This is a genomic window from Sulfitobacter sp. SK012, from assembly GCF_003352085.1.
Lineage (GTDB): Bacteria > Pseudomonadota > Alphaproteobacteria > Rhodobacterales > Rhodobacteraceae > Sulfitobacter.
The window spans coordinates 4682946-4698995 of record NZ_CP025804.1 but is presented as its reverse complement, the minus strand read 5'-3'; the positions used below and the strand labels follow the sequence as shown (position 1 = coordinate 4698995).

General features: G+C 53.2%; 13 protein-coding genes. 11 read left to right on the top strand and 2 right to left on the bottom strand.

All coding sequences use genetic code 11. The features are described 5' to 3' along the window. Positions 1-55 precede the first annotated feature (55 nt). From C1J03_RS22865 to C1J03_RS22815, 10 genes are all read left to right on the top strand, one after another. Positions 56-949 (top strand): carbohydrate ABC transporter permease, encoded by an 894-nt coding sequence (locus tag C1J03_RS22865; RefSeq protein WP_114888681.1) that lies wholly within the window; start codon positions 56-58, stop codon positions 947-949. Next, the gene (locus tag C1J03_RS22860) at positions 949-1830 is read left to right on the top strand and encodes a carbohydrate ABC transporter permease (protein ID WP_114888680.1); all 882 of its coding nucleotides are present in this window, start codon (positions 949-951) and stop codon (positions 1828-1830) included. Before C1J03_RS22865 ends, C1J03_RS22860 begins: the two co-directional genes overlap by 1 nt. Positions 1831-2144: 314 nt before the next feature. Beyond that, on the top strand, positions 2145-3257 hold the full coding sequence (locus tag C1J03_RS22850) for an ABC transporter ATP-binding protein (RefSeq protein WP_114888678.1): 1113 nt from the start codon (positions 2145-2147) through the stop codon (positions 3255-3257). Beyond that, the gene (locus C1J03_RS22845) at positions 3257-4750 is read left to right on the top strand and encodes an FAD-dependent oxidoreductase (protein ID WP_114888677.1); all 1494 of its coding nucleotides are present in this window, start codon (positions 3257-3259) and stop codon (positions 4748-4750) included. Before C1J03_RS22850 ends, C1J03_RS22845 begins: the two co-directional genes overlap by 1 nt. Beyond that, complete coding sequence (locus C1J03_RS22840; protein WP_114888676.1) at positions 4747-6342, top strand: GMC family oxidoreductase; 1596 nt, start codon at positions 4747-4749, stop codon at positions 6340-6342. Before C1J03_RS22845 ends, C1J03_RS22840 begins: the two co-directional genes overlap by 4 nt. After that, on the top strand, positions 6339-6647 hold the full coding sequence (locus C1J03_RS22835; RefSeq protein ID WP_114888675.1) for a Dabb family protein: 309 nt from the start codon (positions 6339-6341) through the stop codon (positions 6645-6647). Before C1J03_RS22840 ends, C1J03_RS22835 begins: the two co-directional genes overlap by 4 nt. 65 nt (positions 6648-6712) lie before the next feature. Beyond that, positions 6713-7717: a LacI family DNA-binding transcriptional regulator gene (locus tag C1J03_RS22830; RefSeq protein WP_114888674.1), complete on the top strand. Its 1005-nt coding sequence runs from the start codon at positions 6713-6715 to the stop codon at positions 7715-7717. Positions 7718-7869: 152 nt separating this feature from the next. Continuing rightward, entirely contained in the window at positions 7870-9033 is a 1164-nt protein-coding gene (locus tag C1J03_RS22825) for a Gfo/Idh/MocA family protein (protein ID WP_114888673.1), read from the top strand. Positions 9034-9065: 32 nt separating this feature from the next. Further along, entirely contained in the window at positions 9066-11156 is a 2091-nt protein-coding gene (locus tag C1J03_RS22820) for an FAD-dependent oxidoreductase (protein ID WP_114888672.1), read from the top strand. Beyond that, positions 11153-12088 carry a sugar kinase gene (locus C1J03_RS22815; RefSeq protein WP_114888671.1) on the top strand — a complete coding sequence of 312 codons (936 nt, stop codon included), beginning with the start codon at positions 11153-11155 and terminating at the stop codon, positions 12086-12088. Before C1J03_RS22820 ends, C1J03_RS22815 begins: the two co-directional genes overlap by 4 nt. Before the next feature lie 277 nt (positions 12089-12365). On the opposite strand, the gene C1J03_RS22810 is transcribed toward C1J03_RS22815, so the two are convergent. Next, complete coding sequence (locus C1J03_RS22810) at positions 12366-12917, bottom strand: hypothetical protein (protein WP_216825886.1); 552 nt, start codon at positions 12915-12917, stop codon at positions 12366-12368. A gap of 239 nt (positions 12918-13156) precedes the next feature. Here C1J03_RS22810 and C1J03_RS22805 point away from each other — a divergent pair, with 239 nt between their 5' ends. Then, positions 13157-13972: a LysR family transcriptional regulator gene (locus C1J03_RS22805; protein WP_114888670.1), complete on the top strand. Its 816-nt coding sequence runs from the start codon at positions 13157-13159 to the stop codon at positions 13970-13972. 182 nt (positions 13973-14154) lie between these two features. Here C1J03_RS22805 and C1J03_RS22800 read toward each other — a convergent pair whose 3' ends face one another. After that, a complete protein-coding gene (locus C1J03_RS22800) occupies positions 14155-16029 on the bottom strand; it encodes an FAD-dependent monooxygenase (protein ID WP_114888669.1) in 1875 nt (624 codons plus the stop codon). Positions 16030-16050: the final 21 nt, after the last annotated feature.

The following is a 16050-nucleotide window of genomic DNA, read 5'->3' as shown; positions in this document are numbered from 1 at the left end:
CGCCCTGTTACCTTGGGTATCAAACTCAACGGCTTCAATGTGAGGAGGTGGCGTCATGGCACTGCACGCCAACGCCGATTTCAAAACACGGCTTCAGATGTGGCTACCCAAATTAGTGTTATCGCCTACGGTGGCGTTGATGCTGGTTTTCGTCTACGGGTTCATCATCTTTTCAGTGTATCTATCGTTTACGGATAGCCGCCTTTTGCCATCCTACGGTTGGGTAGGTTTTGAAAATTATTCCAAACTTTGGCGATTGAGCCATTGGGAAACTTCTATCAAAAACATGGGCATTTTTGCCTTTCTTTATATCGGAATCTGCACGGTCTTAGGCCTTGGGCTTGCGATCTTTCTGGACCAGAAAATTCGCGCTGAGGGGATGCTGCGCACAATTTACCTATATCCAATGGCGCTCAGTTTCATCGTCACAGGTACAGCGTGGAAATGGTTCCTAGATCCCGGAATTGGTTTGGAAAACGTAATGCAAAGTTGGGGCTGGACCAGCTTCGAATTTGACTGGATCAAAAATAGCGACTTTGCGATCTACACAGTGGTACTTGCCGCCGTTTGGCAGACCAGTGGGTTTGTTATGGCGATGTTCCTTGCGGGGCTGCGCGGGATCGACAACGAAATTCTGAAGGCGGCACAAATGGACGGTGCCTCAAATTGGAACCTTTATCGCCGGATTATCATTCCGCAGTTACGCCCCGCTTTTTTGTCCGCTTTTGTTATCCTGAGCCACTTGGCGATCAAGACCTTTGACCTAGTCATCGCCCTGACGGGCGGCGGTCCGGGACGGGCGACGGAACTGCCCGCGACGTTCATGTACTCATACACGTTTACACGCAATCAAATGGGCATTGGTGCGGCATCAGCGACGATAATGCTGATGACGATCGCTGCAATCATGATCCCCTATCTTTATGCCGAACTGCGGGAGAAAAAATAATGTCTGTCGCTACTCAAGATACCGCAATCCGGACCGGGCGCGCCGTACGCGTTTTGATCTATCTGGTGCTATTGTTGTTCGCCCTGTTCTACATGTTGCCGCTTTATGTGATGCTCGTGAACTCGGTCAAACCACTGGATGAAATCACCGGTGGAGGGATGATGAACCTACCTAAAGTTCTTACATTCGAACCGTGGGTTAAAGCATGGTCGTCTGCCCAGATCGGGGTAGAGCCAACTGGCCTGTCGCCGTATTTTTGGAACTCAATCAAGATGGTCGTGCCTGCTGTTGCGATCTCGACAATTTTGGGTGCGCTGAATGGTTATGTGCTGACAAAATGGCGGTTCAAGTATGACACCATCTTGTTTGGATTGATGCTGTTTGCTTGCTTTATTCCGTTCCAAATTGTCCTGATCCCGATGGCGCGGATGCTGGGATTGATGGGTATGGCGGGGTCTACCAGTGGTTTGGTTCTGGTACATGTGGTTTACGGGATCGGGTTCACGACGCTCTATTTCCGCAACTACTATGCCGTTTTCCCGACCGAACTGGTGCGGGCTGCACAGATTGACGGAGCGGGTTTCTTCCAGATTTTCTGGCGTATTCTGCTGCCTTCGTCAGGGCCGATCGCGGTCGTTTCAATCATCTGGCAGTTCACCAACATCTGGAACGATTTTCTGTTTGGCGCGTCCTTTGCGGGGGCCACCAGTCAGCCAATGACGGTCGCGCTGAACAACTTGGTCCAGGCCTCTCATGGTGTGAAAGAATACAACGTCCACTTTGCCGGAGCGATATTGGCAGCAACGCCCACGCTCCTCGTCTACATCGTCGCGGGCCGTTACTTCGTGCGTGGTCTGATGGCTGGGTCAGTGAAGGGCTAAGTCATGTTGGTTGAAGACCAAAGCCTGCCGGCTTCTCGCCTTATCGAAATCATCAAACGTCGGTGTGTGATCCGACCTCAACGCATGGGGAACAACACAAATGAATAGATGCGCCAAAGGGTGGGAGAGTGCCCCACCGCAAACGGCTGTGGGTTTTGACAAGACCGATGGGATCTATGGTGTCGTTCCTCCGACCGTCCACAGCGCGGGTATTATTTGGACCTCGAAACCAGCATTCGCGCAAAGCGGAGCAGGCAACCCGACGACATGGGAAGAGTTCAACGCTCACGCCCCGCAACTAAGGAGCAAAGCAAATGGGCTTTCTTGATATCGACAACACGACCAAATCTTATGGCTCAGTCGAGGTTCTTCATAAGATCGACATTTCGATTGAAGAAGGTGAATTTCTGGTTCTGGTTGGTCCGTCCGGATGCGGTAAATCTACGCTGCTGAACATGATTGCCGGGCTGGAGGAAATCACCAGCGGCGAAATCCGTATCAAGAATGCTACGATGAACGGGGTCCACGCGTCCAAGCGCAATATTGCGATGGTTTTTCAATCCTACGCTCTTTACCCCAATATGACGGTGGGCAAGAACATCACGTTCGGGCTTGAAATGCACGGCACACCTAAACCCGTGCGTGAAAAGGCAATGAATGACGTAGCCAAACTTTTGCAAATTGAACAATTGCTCGACCGCAAGCCGGGTGCCTTGTCCGGCGGACAGAGACAACGGGTTGCGATGGGCCGTGCGCTGGTGCGCGATCCTGATGTTTTCCTATTTGACGAACCTCTGTCGAACCTCGACGCCAAGCTGCGTGTCGACATGCGCACCGAGATTAAGAAGCTACACCAAAAACTTGGTACGACAATTGTATATGTGACCCACGATCAGATTGAGGCGATGACGCTTTCGACACGCATCGCGGTGATGAATGGCGGCTACGTTCAACAGTTGGGCACGCCGCAGGAAATCTACGATACGCCTGCAAATATATTTGTGGCAACCTTCATGGGTTCGCCTGCGATGAACGTTTTGCCTGCGAAAGTCGCATTGGAAAACGGAAGGCCTGTGGCGCACTTGGCGCTGCACGACGGGACGATCACGTCGTTGCCCTTTAGTCAGGATAACATGGCCGATTGGGCGGGTAAGGATATTCTACTTGGGATCCGCCCTGAAACGATCACGGACGAGGACGCCGCAGATCGTAAATCGTCCAATATCGCCTATATGACTAACCAGATCATCGTAACTGAACCAGCGGGCTCTGACACGTTTGTAACCATGACCATGGGCGGTAAAGACGTGATTGCACGCATGCGCTCAGATGCCGAAGTCAAAGCCGGCGCGGAATTCAATTTTGCTGTGAACATGGAAAAAGCTGTGGCGTTTGATCCTGAAACAGAAACCCGCATTGTGCCATAATGCAACCGGACGTCATCATCATCGGTTCCGGCATGGGTGGTGCGACGCTTGCTGCCGCTCTTGCGCCGACCGGCCGCAAGATCGTGATCCTTGAGCGCGGGGAATATTTGCTTCCTTCACCAAAAGACCGCGACGCTCGCGCAATTTTTGGCGATGGGGTTTTTAGACCGGATGAGCAGTGGTTGGATGGGAAGGATGAGCCATTCAATCCAGGAAACTACTATAACGTGGGCGGCAACTCAAAATTCTATGGCGCTGTGTTGATCCGCTACCGGCAAGAGGACTTTGAAGTCATCAAACATCAAGGTGGCCAGACCCCCGGTTGGCCGGTCAAATACGACGACCTTGAGCAAGACTACCAGGCGGCAGAGACACTTTACGCTGTGCGCGGTGAGCTTGGCGATGACCCGACAGAGCCACGTCATTCAGGCTCTTACCCTTATGGACCGGTTGCGGATGAACCTGAAATCACCGATTTGCGTGAGCGGTTGAAAAAGGTGGGATTGTGCCCGTCAACACTACCTTTGGGTGTTGATATTGATCGCTGGCTAGGCGCTGGCCAAACAACATGGGACGCCTACCCAGACACATGCGGCGGCAAAATGGATGCGCAGACCTGTGGGTTGGCCACCGCTCTCGGGTATCAGAATGTCACGTTGCAAACAGGCTGCCGCGTCTTGTCGCTGGATAGCGGTCCAGACGGCCGGGTGACCGGCGTGCAGTACGAAAAGGACGATCAGAGGGCCACGCTTTGCGCCCCACTCGTCGTCCTAGCGGCTGGTGCTGTTCAAAGTGCCGCGCTGCTGTTGTCCTCGGCCAATGACAATTGCCCTACAGGGTTGGCCAACCAATCGGACCAAGTCGGACGTAATTTCATGAATCACAATTGTTCGGCGGTGCTTGCTCTGCACCCATTTCGGCGCAATCGCTCGGTGTATCAAAAGACGCTGATGGTGAATGATTTCTATCTACGCAAGGGCGCTCGTCCCCCATTAGGTAACATCCAGATGCTGGGCAAAATCACGGGACCAATCTTGGCTGCGCAATCCAAACTGCCTGAATGGCTGGCGGAGCTGATCGCCGAGCGGAGTTTTGACTTCTATGCGATGTCAGAAGATTTGCCCAATCCCGAAAGCCGGGTAACGGTAAACGGGGGACAGATTAAGCTGGACTGGAAACGGTCAAATTGGGCCGCACATCTGCTCTTGGTCGGTAAGTTAAAAACAGCACTGCGCCGCGCCGGTTTCCCAGTGGTGATTTCCCGCGCGTTTGATCGTCGCACGCCGTCGCATCAATGCGGCACGGCGCGCATGGGGGCAGACCCCAAGACGAGTGTTGTTGACACATTTGGCCGAAGCCATGGCCACCGGAACCTGTTTATCGTCGATGCGTCAGTCCTGCCGACCTCTGCTGCCGTAAATCCCGCGCTGACCATTGCGGCACTTGCGCTGCGTACCGGCCGGCACATTATCCAGACGGAGTTTGCGACATGAAGTCCAGCGGATACGATTTCATTGTGATCGGTGGCGGGTCCGCGGGCTCTGTCATTGCGGCAAGGTTGAGCGAAAACCCAGACGTGCGGGTTTTACTTTTGGAAGCAGGCGGAAGTGATCGACACCCGTTTTTTCACCTGCCGGCAGGTTTTGCAAAAATGACCAAGGGCATCGGGTCTTGGGGCTGGTCCACGACGCCGCAGCGCGCAATGCAGAACAAGGTTTTCAACTACACTCAAGCCAAAGTCATCGGCGGTGGGTCGGCGATCAACGCGCAAATTTACACGCGTGGTGCTGCACAGGACTATGATGAATGGCGTCAGATGGGCTGCATCGGATGGAGCTATGCCAATGTGCTGCCCTACTTCAAAAAATCTGAGGATAACGACACCTACAACGGCGAATTTCACGGAACGGGCGGGCCGATGGGCGTTTCAATGCCTGCAGCACCGCTGCCGATTTGCGACGCGTTCATTGCGGCGGCAGAGCAAGTGGGCATACCTGCAACCAAAGATGTTAACGGCGCCAAGCAGGACGGCGCAGGCTACTACCAGCTGACCCAACGCAATGCGCGGCGATCTTCGGCTGCCATGGCGTTTCTTGCGCCCAACAAATCACGAACAAATCTGACCGTCCAGATGAATGCGCAGGTGCGTCGGATCACCGTCGAAAATGGCCGTGCAACAGGGGTCGAGATGGCCGATGGCAGCATGATCAAAGCTGACCTTGAAGTGATCTTGTCGTCAGGGGCCATTGGCTCTCCGCGTTTGTTGCAGCTTTCAGGGATTGGTCCGGCGGATGAATTGAAAGGGGTCGGGATCGACGTGATCTATGACCAACCCAATGTAGGCGCGAACTTGCAAGACCATTTGGACCTTTATGCGATCTGCGAGGTTACCGGCCCGCATACTTATGACCGCTACGCCAAGTTGCATATGTCGGCGTTGGCGGGACTGAAATATCTGTTTCAGCGCAAGGGGCCAGTGGCGTCGAGCCTGTTTGAAACTGGTGGATTTTGGTATGCAGACGAAAATGCTCGGTCCCCTGATCTTCAGATGCATCTCGGGTTGGGAACGGGAATTGAGGCTGGGGTTGAAGCAATGCCCAATGGTGGCGTGACGCTAAACGCCTGCCATCTGCGCCCGCGATCGCGCGGGACAGTGCGCCTTCAAAGCGACAATCCTGCAGACATGCCGTTGATCGATCCAAACTATCTGTCAGACCCTTACGATCGTGAAATGTCGATCCGTGGCTTGAAGCTGGTTCAAAAAATCCTGTCCCAAGATGCGCTCAAGCCATTTATCATGGCAGAGCGGCTGCCTGGGCCAGATGTGCAAACGGACGAGGACTATTTCAATTTCATCTGCGTGCATTCCAAGACATCGCATCACTGCGCGGGCACCTGCCGGATGGGCAGCGACGCAGGAGCTGTGCTTGATTCGCGGTTGCGCTTCAACGGTATCGAAGGGCTGCGCGTCTCCGATGCCTCTGTCATGCCGCAGGTCAATTCATCAAATACTAATGCTCCCTCCATCATGATCGGTGAAAAAGCCGCTGATATGATCAAACAAGATCAAGGACTTATGCAATGATCCGTCACATCGTACTAACAAAGTTCAAACCCGAAACTACAGAAGATAAAATTGCGAGTATCTATGCGAGCTTGTCCAAGCTGGCGCAAGAATTAGAGGGCGCGCAAAATTTTACGGGAGGTCGTTCGGAAAGTCCCGAACAGATTGAGCGTGGATACATGCATGGATTTGTTATCGATTTTGACAGTTGGAGTGCCTTGAAAACTTATGCCGATAACCCGGTGCACAAAGAGCTTGGTGGTCAGCTTGTTGAGAATGCGGTAGGGGGCATCGACGGCATTCTAGTATTTGACTTAAGTGTCTAGCGTCGCCGTATCCCTCTTGTGAGGGTCGCGAGACCGAGAGTGATCAAGACGATAGAGATTGGTGTATGGGGCAAAGACCGACAATCCTGGATGTAGCAAGACACGCCGGCGTGTCGAAATCGACGGTTAGCCTTGTTTTACAGCAAAGCAAATCGGTCAAGGAGTCGACGCGTGTGGCCGTACGTCAAGCCATGGCGGATATTGGTTATGTCTATAATCGCTCCGCTGCGACACTGCGCTCTTCATCATCTGGGCTGATCGGTTTGGTCATTAACGATTTGCGAAACCCGTTTTTTACCGAGTTTGCGACTTCGTTCCAAATGGAGCTAGCGCAAAACGGCTTTGCCACTGTCCTCGCCAACACAGATGAAGACCCAAGCATTCAGGCGCGCATGATTTCTTCGCTGGTTGAACATGGCGTTTCAGGGTTTGTGATCTCGCCAGCCTATGGCGGTGCAAATGAAACACGTGCCATATTAAGGGCGGCGGGCACGCCCGCGCTGCAGGTTTTTAGATCCTTGGCTGAAGATAATGATCAAATCCCGCTGATCGCTCCAGACTATCAACTTGGAGGCCGACTTGCGACGGAACATCTGTTTGATATGGGATGCAGGAACATTGCATTTCTAGGCGGATTGAATGGACGGCCGGTGACCCAAGACCGGATGAGCGGGTATTTGTCTGTTTTGAAACAACGCGGTATCAACCCAGTCGTGCTGACTGGCGAAGCCACACGGCATTTTGGAAAGGTCATGGTTGCAAAGCTGGCGGAAGACCATCCAGACGTAGATGGTGTTATTTGTTTTAATGACCTCGTGGGCTTGGGCGTTTTGTCGGCTTGTGTCGAACGTGGTATTAAGGTCGGGCAGGATTTGAGGGTCGTTGGCTTTGATGACATCGAAGACTGTCAGGACAGTTTCCCGTCCTTGTCATCAGTGAGCTGCAACATCCCTGATTTTGCGAAATCCACGGCTGCGCATATTCTCAAATGGATCAAAAACGGGGAGCGACCACCAAGTCGTGTACGCTCCGACGTAAGATTGGTGCAACGCGCTTCTAGCGGTATCTAGCCAGTTTTGAACTCAAATCTCTTGACGAAATAGTGTGCTCCGGTTATGTATTTTTACAAAATTGGAACGTTCCAAATGAGTTGCCGCTGAGGTTGATTTCACGGCTAGCGAGGTCTCCAGTCTAATGTGTTTAGCTATCCGGAGTGATTGATATGACAGAAGTAAGGGTCGCTGTTTTAGGCGCTTCGGGGTGGATGGGCAAAGTCCACACCATGGCATACCAAACCTTTCCTCATTTTTTCGGCCAGGAAGGTGGCACTGCGAAGGTAGTCGCACTTGTTTCATCTAACCCGCAGGCTGCTCAAGATCTTGCGTTCCGCGCTCCCGACGCGAAAATCTTGCAAGACTGGAGACAGGCGGTCAACGACCCCGAAGTGGATCTGATTGATATTTGCCTGCCTGACAACCTGCACTATGAAGTCGCAAAAGCGGCCTTGCTTGCGGGCAAACATGTCTTTTGTGAAAAGCCTTTGGCAGACACTGCGGTGCAGGCCAAGGAGCTGGCTGAGATCGCGCAACAGATGGGTGTCATCACCCGCGTCGGCCACGCGTTTCCACGCAATCCTGTCCATGATCTAGCCAAGGAAATTATCGACAATGGCGAGATCGGCGAAATCAAGATGTTCAAAGGCTGCCAGCATGTCGATATGTTTGGCGACCCGCTGGCACCTTACATGTGGCGTGCCAATGGCGAACTCGCTCCGACAGGCATTGTTGGGGACACTGGCAGCCACGTCTTCAGCTTTATGGAATTTTTGGTGGGAAAGGTCAGTTCGCTGATCGCTGACAATTTCATTGTGACTGAAAAACGACCCATCGTTGACGGCGTGAGTTTAGCTGCCGAAACTAGCCTTTCGGGAGATGAGGAATGGGCCGACATCACGAACCCCGACGGCACGAATTTGCTTTGCGCGTTTGCCAATGGCGCGCGGGGTATTGTTGATTTCAGCCGTGTCGCAACGGGCCGAAAATTCAGGCAGACCTACGAGATCTACGGGACCAAAGGCAGCCTTGTTTATAATTACGACGAGGTGAACCGCCTGCGGTTCTACTCCAATGACGACAAAGTCGGACGCCGGGGATATCGCGAAATTGACGTGGGACCGGAGAATGAAACCTACAAAGCGTTCCTTCCGCTGCCGAATTTTGCGCTTGGGTATAATGAAAGCAAAATCATCGAGGTCGCCGAAGTCATCCGTTCAATTACCACCAACCGGCCGATGTGGCCCACGTTTGAGACCGGCCATCACATCTGCCAGATTGTAGATGCTTGTATGGCGTCCTCTCGCTTGAAACGCTGGGTCGATATTGACTAAACTCTGCGGCCATTCAAAGGAATCTGAGCCCCGTGACAACGCCTGTCCCACAATCCATCCTTGATGCGCTTACCGATGTCGAAATGCCGCACCTGCGACCCGATGCCGACTTTGAATCCCAACTGGAAATTGCGGGCTACATTTTGCCTGTTCATCGCTGTGGTTGTCTGGTTGTAGGCAGTGGGGCTGCCGGGCTGCGCGCCGCGGTTGAGGCGAAACGGCGCGGCACCGATGTCACGATCATTAGCCAAAGCGCGTGGGGCGGCACATCGGCCTGTTCGGGGTCGGATAAACAAACGCTACACACAGCCAATACCGCCGATCAAGGCGACAACTTCAAGGACATGGCGCGCGCGATCCGAGCAGGTGGCGCAATGGACGAAGACACAGCCTATATTGAGGCTGTTGGCTCCACCCGTGCGATGGCTTCGCTGCAGTTTTTGGGGCTGCCGTTACCACAAGACAGCCTTGGTGGCACGCTGCGGTATCAGACAGATCACGACAGCGTGGGTCGCGCTACAAGTTGCGGGCCGCGCACGTCGCGCCTTATGGTCAAGGTTCTGGCGTCGGAAGCATTGCGCCTTGATATTCCGTTTCTGAATCAGACGACCGCAGTGAAAATCCTCACAAATGGCGCGGGCGATACCCGGCATGTCGTCGGTCTTTTGGCTATCCGGTCCAAAGACAAATCTATGGAAAATCCATACGGTTTAACCCTGTTCCAATGTTCAGCACTTGTGATTGCCGCAGGCGGGCCAGGCGAGCTTTACCGTGACAGCGTATTCCCGAACGGATGTTTCGGGACGCTTGGATTAGCGCTGGAGGCGGGGCTGGAGCTGGTCAATATCACCGAAAGTCAATTTGGCATCGGTACCCGACGTGAGGGTTTTCCGTGGAATCTGTCAGGCACATATGTGCAGGTCATCCCGCATATATATTCCGTCGATGAAGATTGTGTTGAGCATCACTTTTTGGCCGACTATTACCGCACCACTCAAGAGCTTGCGTCGAATGTCTTTCGCAAAGGTTATCAATGGCCGTTCCACGCGACACGGATGCTGGATTTTCAATCGAGCCTTGTTGATTTGGCGATTTTCACCGAGGGCCAAAAAGGGCGGCGGGTCTTTATGGATTTCAACCGGAATCCGTTGCCAGTGCCCGGCGATCAACCATTCAGCCTCGACCGTTTGGACGCAGATGTGCACAGCTACCTCAAAGCGGCGGGCGCTTCTTTCGATCTACCAATTGACCGTCTAAGGCACATGAACCCGCTCGCGATCGAATTATATAAACGCTACAAAGTGGATATCACCGCCGACCCTCTGGAGTTTGCGGTTAACAATCAGCACATGAACGGCGGCATTGCGGTCGACACGTGGGGCCGCACTAATATCAGTGGCATCTACGCGACCGGTGAGGCGGCAGGGACACATGGCGCAACACGACCGGGTGGATCGGCCCTGAATGCAGGGCAAGTTTTTGGAACCCGTGTTGCTGAGCATATCGCGGCAAGTCAGCAGGCGATTACGGTGCCGGATGCGGACGTCACCGATCAGGCCAACCGGGCCATTGCAAGTATTCAAGCGGTTCTTAAGACAAAGAGTGATCTGACGGCAGCGGATATCCGAAAAGATGTGCAGGCGCGTATGAGTGATCAGGCTGGGATTCTTTGCACGGCCAAGAACGTAACAGATGGCCTTGCCGCAGCGGTCGCACTGAATGACGAAATTCGTAACAAGGGGATCACTTTCAGCCGTCCCAGTGAAGTTGCACGGGTAATCCAATGGCAGCAAATGGCACTTGCCTCCGAGGCCGTGTTGGCCGCGCTTAACAGCTACATCGCGAACGGTGGTGGTAGCCGTGGCGCACGCGCGATCTGCGACCCAGATGGTAATGCTGTCCCGATGTCGTCGCAGGGCCCGCTGCCTCTGGTTCGTTTCCGGACGGAACGGGAGGTCGATAAGGAACAACAGATCACTGTCAGGTTTGATGGTGAAAAGATGGCTCTCTCCACCCGTCAAAACAGATCTTTCGATGAAACCGAAAAAGCTTTCTTTGAGCGTGATTGGCCCGCGTGGTTGACTGGTGGGATTTACGATCTAGAGAAAAAGGCAAGCGAATGATGCTCACCTTCAACTCTCCCAAAGTCGTATCCATAGGCGAAGCGATGGTCGAAATGGCTGTGGTTGGCGACAATCAGTACCGTCGCGATTTTGCAGGCGACACCTACAATACAGCTTGGCACATCGCCCAAGTGCTTGGAGATAAATCGGAGGTCAGTTTTGTCACCTGCGTCGGCACCGATACAATGTCCGATCGTTTCTTGGAGCAGATAAAAGAGGATGGGCTTGATACATCGGCAATAAGGCGTGTCGCTGATCGCAACATGGGTCTCTACTTGATTGAACTCGACGGAGTTGAGCGAAGCTTTCACTATTGGCGTAATGCATCATCTGCAAAGCTCTTGGCCGACGACCAAGATTGGCTCGATGCCGTGATTAAGGGTGCGGGTCTGATCCATATCTCTGGAATTACGCTGGCAATTCTTTCACCCGTCGCGCGGGCTCGATTACTTAACGCGTTGACGAAGGCACGGCACAACGGCGCCCGCGTTTCATTTGATCCCAATATCCGCCCAAAGCTCTGGGCGTCGACACAGGAAATGCACCAAACAGTTTCCGATTTTCTCAAGGTTACGGACATCGCCTTGCCAAGCTTTGATGATGAGCAAAACCTCTGGGGGGATGGATCGCCAGCTATGACAATTTCCAGAATAGCCGCTGCGGGGGTGACAGAGATTGTGATCAAGAACGGTGAGGACCCGGTTTCCGTGTTGAGTGCGGGGCAAAACTTCACCATCGAAACGCCTGCCATCGCCGGGATTCGTGACACAACAGGAGCAGGGGATGCGTTCAACGCTGGCTATCTTGCGGCGCGATTGCGTGGGCAGGCCCCAGAGGATGCAGTTGCTTGGGGGCAGAAAAGCTCGGGAGAAGTCATCTGTCATTTTGGAGCACGTATTCCCAAAGGGCATGATCCAAAGTTACCAATTTGATTCTAAGGGGGCAGCACTGTTCATTAACCAAAAGGAGTGGTCTGTGAAACCAGCGGAACTCCAAGTTTGATCTAAAACTGATTTTCAGGAGAACTAAACACCCGAGGCACGTGCTATTTCCAGCTGCGCCAATTTTAGAAAATGGTAGCTTGACTGACTATGGTAGTCGGTATCTTCGCATAGAGTTATCCGACACCCCAAAACAACAAACAAAAAGAAGTTGGAACGATTGCGCCCAAGCCTATCGTGTCGGGCGCAATCGTTCATGTTACCTGTTTCACTTGATCGCGAGGATATCGAAGTTACTGACATTTGCCACGACACCTGCGTCCCAACCGCCAGCAACAAGGTCGTCTGACTGGGTGTTCAGCGGCTCAGAAACTTGACCTGCAAAGTGGGCTTCGCGCCCAAAGTTATCTGCAAAGATGTCGAAGATCGCAAAGTTGTTTTCGTCGATTTGCAGTGCCACCCAGAACAGCGTCTTGGGTTCTGTGTCAGCAACAATCGGGCCTACGGCGGTTAGCAGGGCGGCCAATCTCTCACTCTGGCCCGGTGCGGCTTCTAGCTTGATATATGTGGCAGTTGTCGCTGTGTAGAGGTCAACAGGTGTTTTCGCCGATAGCACGTTGGCGTTATTGATGTTGGCGACAACACCCGCCTCCCAGCCGCCTTTGACCAGAGTGTTTGCATTCTCCTTCAAAGCACCTGCGACTGCGCCGGAGAAGTGCGCCGTTCTGGCACCCTCATCTACAATGACGTCAAAGATTGCGAGGGTGTCTTGAGCTTGCAGCGCAAACCAAAGCTCGGTCCCGGGCTCAGTTTCCTTCACTAGAGCGCGGCACCTGCCAGAAACTCTGCGAAGGCTTCGCTTTGACCCAAAGCTGCTGGCATTTCGATAAAGCTGGCAGTGTAGTTGTTCATGACGTTTTCCTGTGCGTTTGCGTTTGCGTTTGCGGTTGTTGTAGTTGTGATTAGGGCCAGTGTTGTGAGCATCTGAAGAATTTGAGTTTTCTCGGTCGTCTCCTGCATTGAGTTTCATCGCATCAAATTTCGATATGCCCTTGTCCCATGACGCACGCCGCAAGTGCATCCAACGTGTCGCAACCTTCTCTCACGGCTGCCATCAAGAAGTTGGAAGCAGAGCTGGGTGGCGCACAGTTCATCCGAGACCGTGCGGGTTGTCGCCTAACTCCGCTTGGAAAGCTGATGTTTACAAGGCTTAAGAGGGTTCACACAGAAACTCAGGAAGCTAAGGCTGAGGCAATCAGGCACACGAGACTAGAAAGGGTTCCAATCAGAATTGGTGTTGGTGAAACGATTGGTCACAATAAAGTTTCAGAGGCCGTGGAACGGTTTCGGGCGCGCTTAGCTCAAGCCGAGATCGAATTGATCGTCGCACCATCTGAAGCTCTGTTTTCAGGGCTTCGGGGCGGTGATTTCGATATTGTCGTTACAGCCGAAAATGTGAGCCCCGAGCTCTATCGCATAGATACTCTCTATCGGGAGGAGTACCGTGTTGTCGTTGCGATCGGCCACGCTCTGGCGAACCAGGACGCGGTGTCCCTCGCGGACCTGGCCAAGACCAGCATGCTAAACAGGCCAAATTGCGAGATGCGCGATACACTTCATGAGACGTGTGCCGGTCATGGGCATGTCCTTTATGCAGCATATCGTTCCAACCGCGTGGACTGGTTGATTGAACTTGCAAGGCAGGGCTCCGGAGCCGTAATCCTCCCTGCGACAGCAATCCCAGCTGATCGGGGGCTAGTATCGCTCCCGATCAAGGACATTGAACTCGCCCGTGAGGTAGTGGCCCTACGCTACCGGCATCAGGCAACAAGACCAGAAACAAACGATTTGGTTAGGGAGATTTCGCGCAGCTAGAGCCGCTGAGTTCTGACAAAGCGGAGTTTCATCCCAACGTCAGCATTTGTATTGATGGCCCCAAACTAGACATCTCACCGCGTTGGTCAGGTAAACCCAACTTGGTAGTTTGCCGTGCGGAACCTTACTGCCGATTATTGCGGTATCGCCAATACCCGCTGTGTGAGTGAGGCCATGAAAACTCAGTTTGGGTTCATGAGGCTGACAAAGAATAATCCAAGGTCATCAAAGTCGGTCATCCGCTGCACATTAGCGATGTATTGATCGGGGCGGACAATTACCAGCGCACCTTTCTGTCGATCGATTCCTCTTTGATCAAAAATATCAAGGCCATTTTTGAAATCTGGACAGAACACTTTTTCATAGTCGACCAAGCGGTAGAGGCCTTTCGTTGGCCGCAAAAGGCTTGGCATCGTTTCGAACTTCATTTCCTGATGCGGCATTTGAAATATGGCGCGGACATCAATCACGCTGTCGACATGTTCGCCCTTCCCAACGGTAGCGCCGAAAGGGTTAGTTGGATGTGAAATGTAGTCGCAAAGCTCAGCGATGCCGCCTCCAGGCTGGCCCACATCCTCCGCACCTCCAAAGGCAAATATGCGCCAGCGACCATCAGCTTTTAAAACATGACCCAGCTGCATAGGTTTGCCATCGCCTAATCGAATAACCGGGGCGGAATGGAATCTCATCCCGACTGTTAGTCCATTTGCAAGGGTCTGATGCTTGGTTGTTCGGGTAATGATGGACGGATCATATCGTGTCTCGACACCAGCGGTGTAGCGACCATGTCGTTTGAAATATATTTGAAACTGCGCGGCCTCGCCGGCGTTCTTGGGTTTTGCGCTGAACAGTCGCGCCATGTCACGATCAAAATCGATCAGCTCTTTTGCTTTGGCGCGGCGCTCTTCCGAATAGGTGTCCAGCAACATTGGCTTTGCCTGACCGCGCAGAACGGCCGCAAGCTTCCAACCCAGATTAAATGCATCCGCCATGGAAACATTCATGCCTTGCCCAGCCTTAGGGCTATGCGTGTGGCAGGCATCACCAGCGATGAAAATGCGCGGAGTGCGTTGGCCTCGTTCGACAACTGGCACATCATCGAAAGCGTCACACACCCGTTGGCCGATTTCATAGGCTGACCACCATGCAACTTCTTTCACATCGAGAAGGAAGGGGCTGAGGATATCGCGCGCCTTTTGGATCAACATATCAGGCGATACGTCGCGATCAGCGGCTCGCTCTTCCCCCTGCAGCGCATCCAATTCGATATACAACCGTACCAGATAACCGCCCTCGCGGGGGATGATCAGCATGCTGCCAAGGTCTTGTGACTGAATGGCGGTCTTAAGTCGGATATCGGGGAAGTCTGTGACGGCCAGTACGTCCATGACCCCCCACAGCTGTCGCGCAGAGTCGCCCATAAGCTCTTGACCTACGGATTTACGCACAACGCTGCGCGCACCGTCACAGCCAACGACATACCGCGCGCGGATCGTTTCAATCTTACCTTCCGTATCCAAGCAACTGAACGTCGCGGTGACGGGGTAATCCGGGTCCTCGGTCGTGATCAGCGAAATCAGTTCGCGGTCATAATCAGGTTCCATTCGATGCGAAGAATAACGCATCACATCCAAGTAAAAGTCGTGGATACGCGCTTGACTGAGGATGACGTGAGGCATCTCTGACAGATCGTCTTCAACGTCTTGAATGCGGTCCGCCCGGTGCAAGCCATTGCCTTCGGCATCTGGTCGCCAGAACGAGACTTCGTTGACCCAATAGGCCTCTTTCAGAACCCGTTCAGCGAACCCAAAGGCTTCAAACATCTCGATTGAGCGACATGCGATGCCGTCAGCTTGGCCGACTTCAAGTGGACCGGTTTTGCGCTCCATAATCCGGGTTGTGATGTCTGGAAATGCGGCAAGTTGCGCGGCCAGCGTCAGGCCGGCCGGGCCGCACCCCACGATCAAAACATCAACGTCGCTTTGATCGGTCGCGGATGGTGTCTGTAATGCGACCGCAGGATCACCGGGTCGAAAGCCATTCAAATGATACTGCATGCAACTACCCCTTTTTGAATG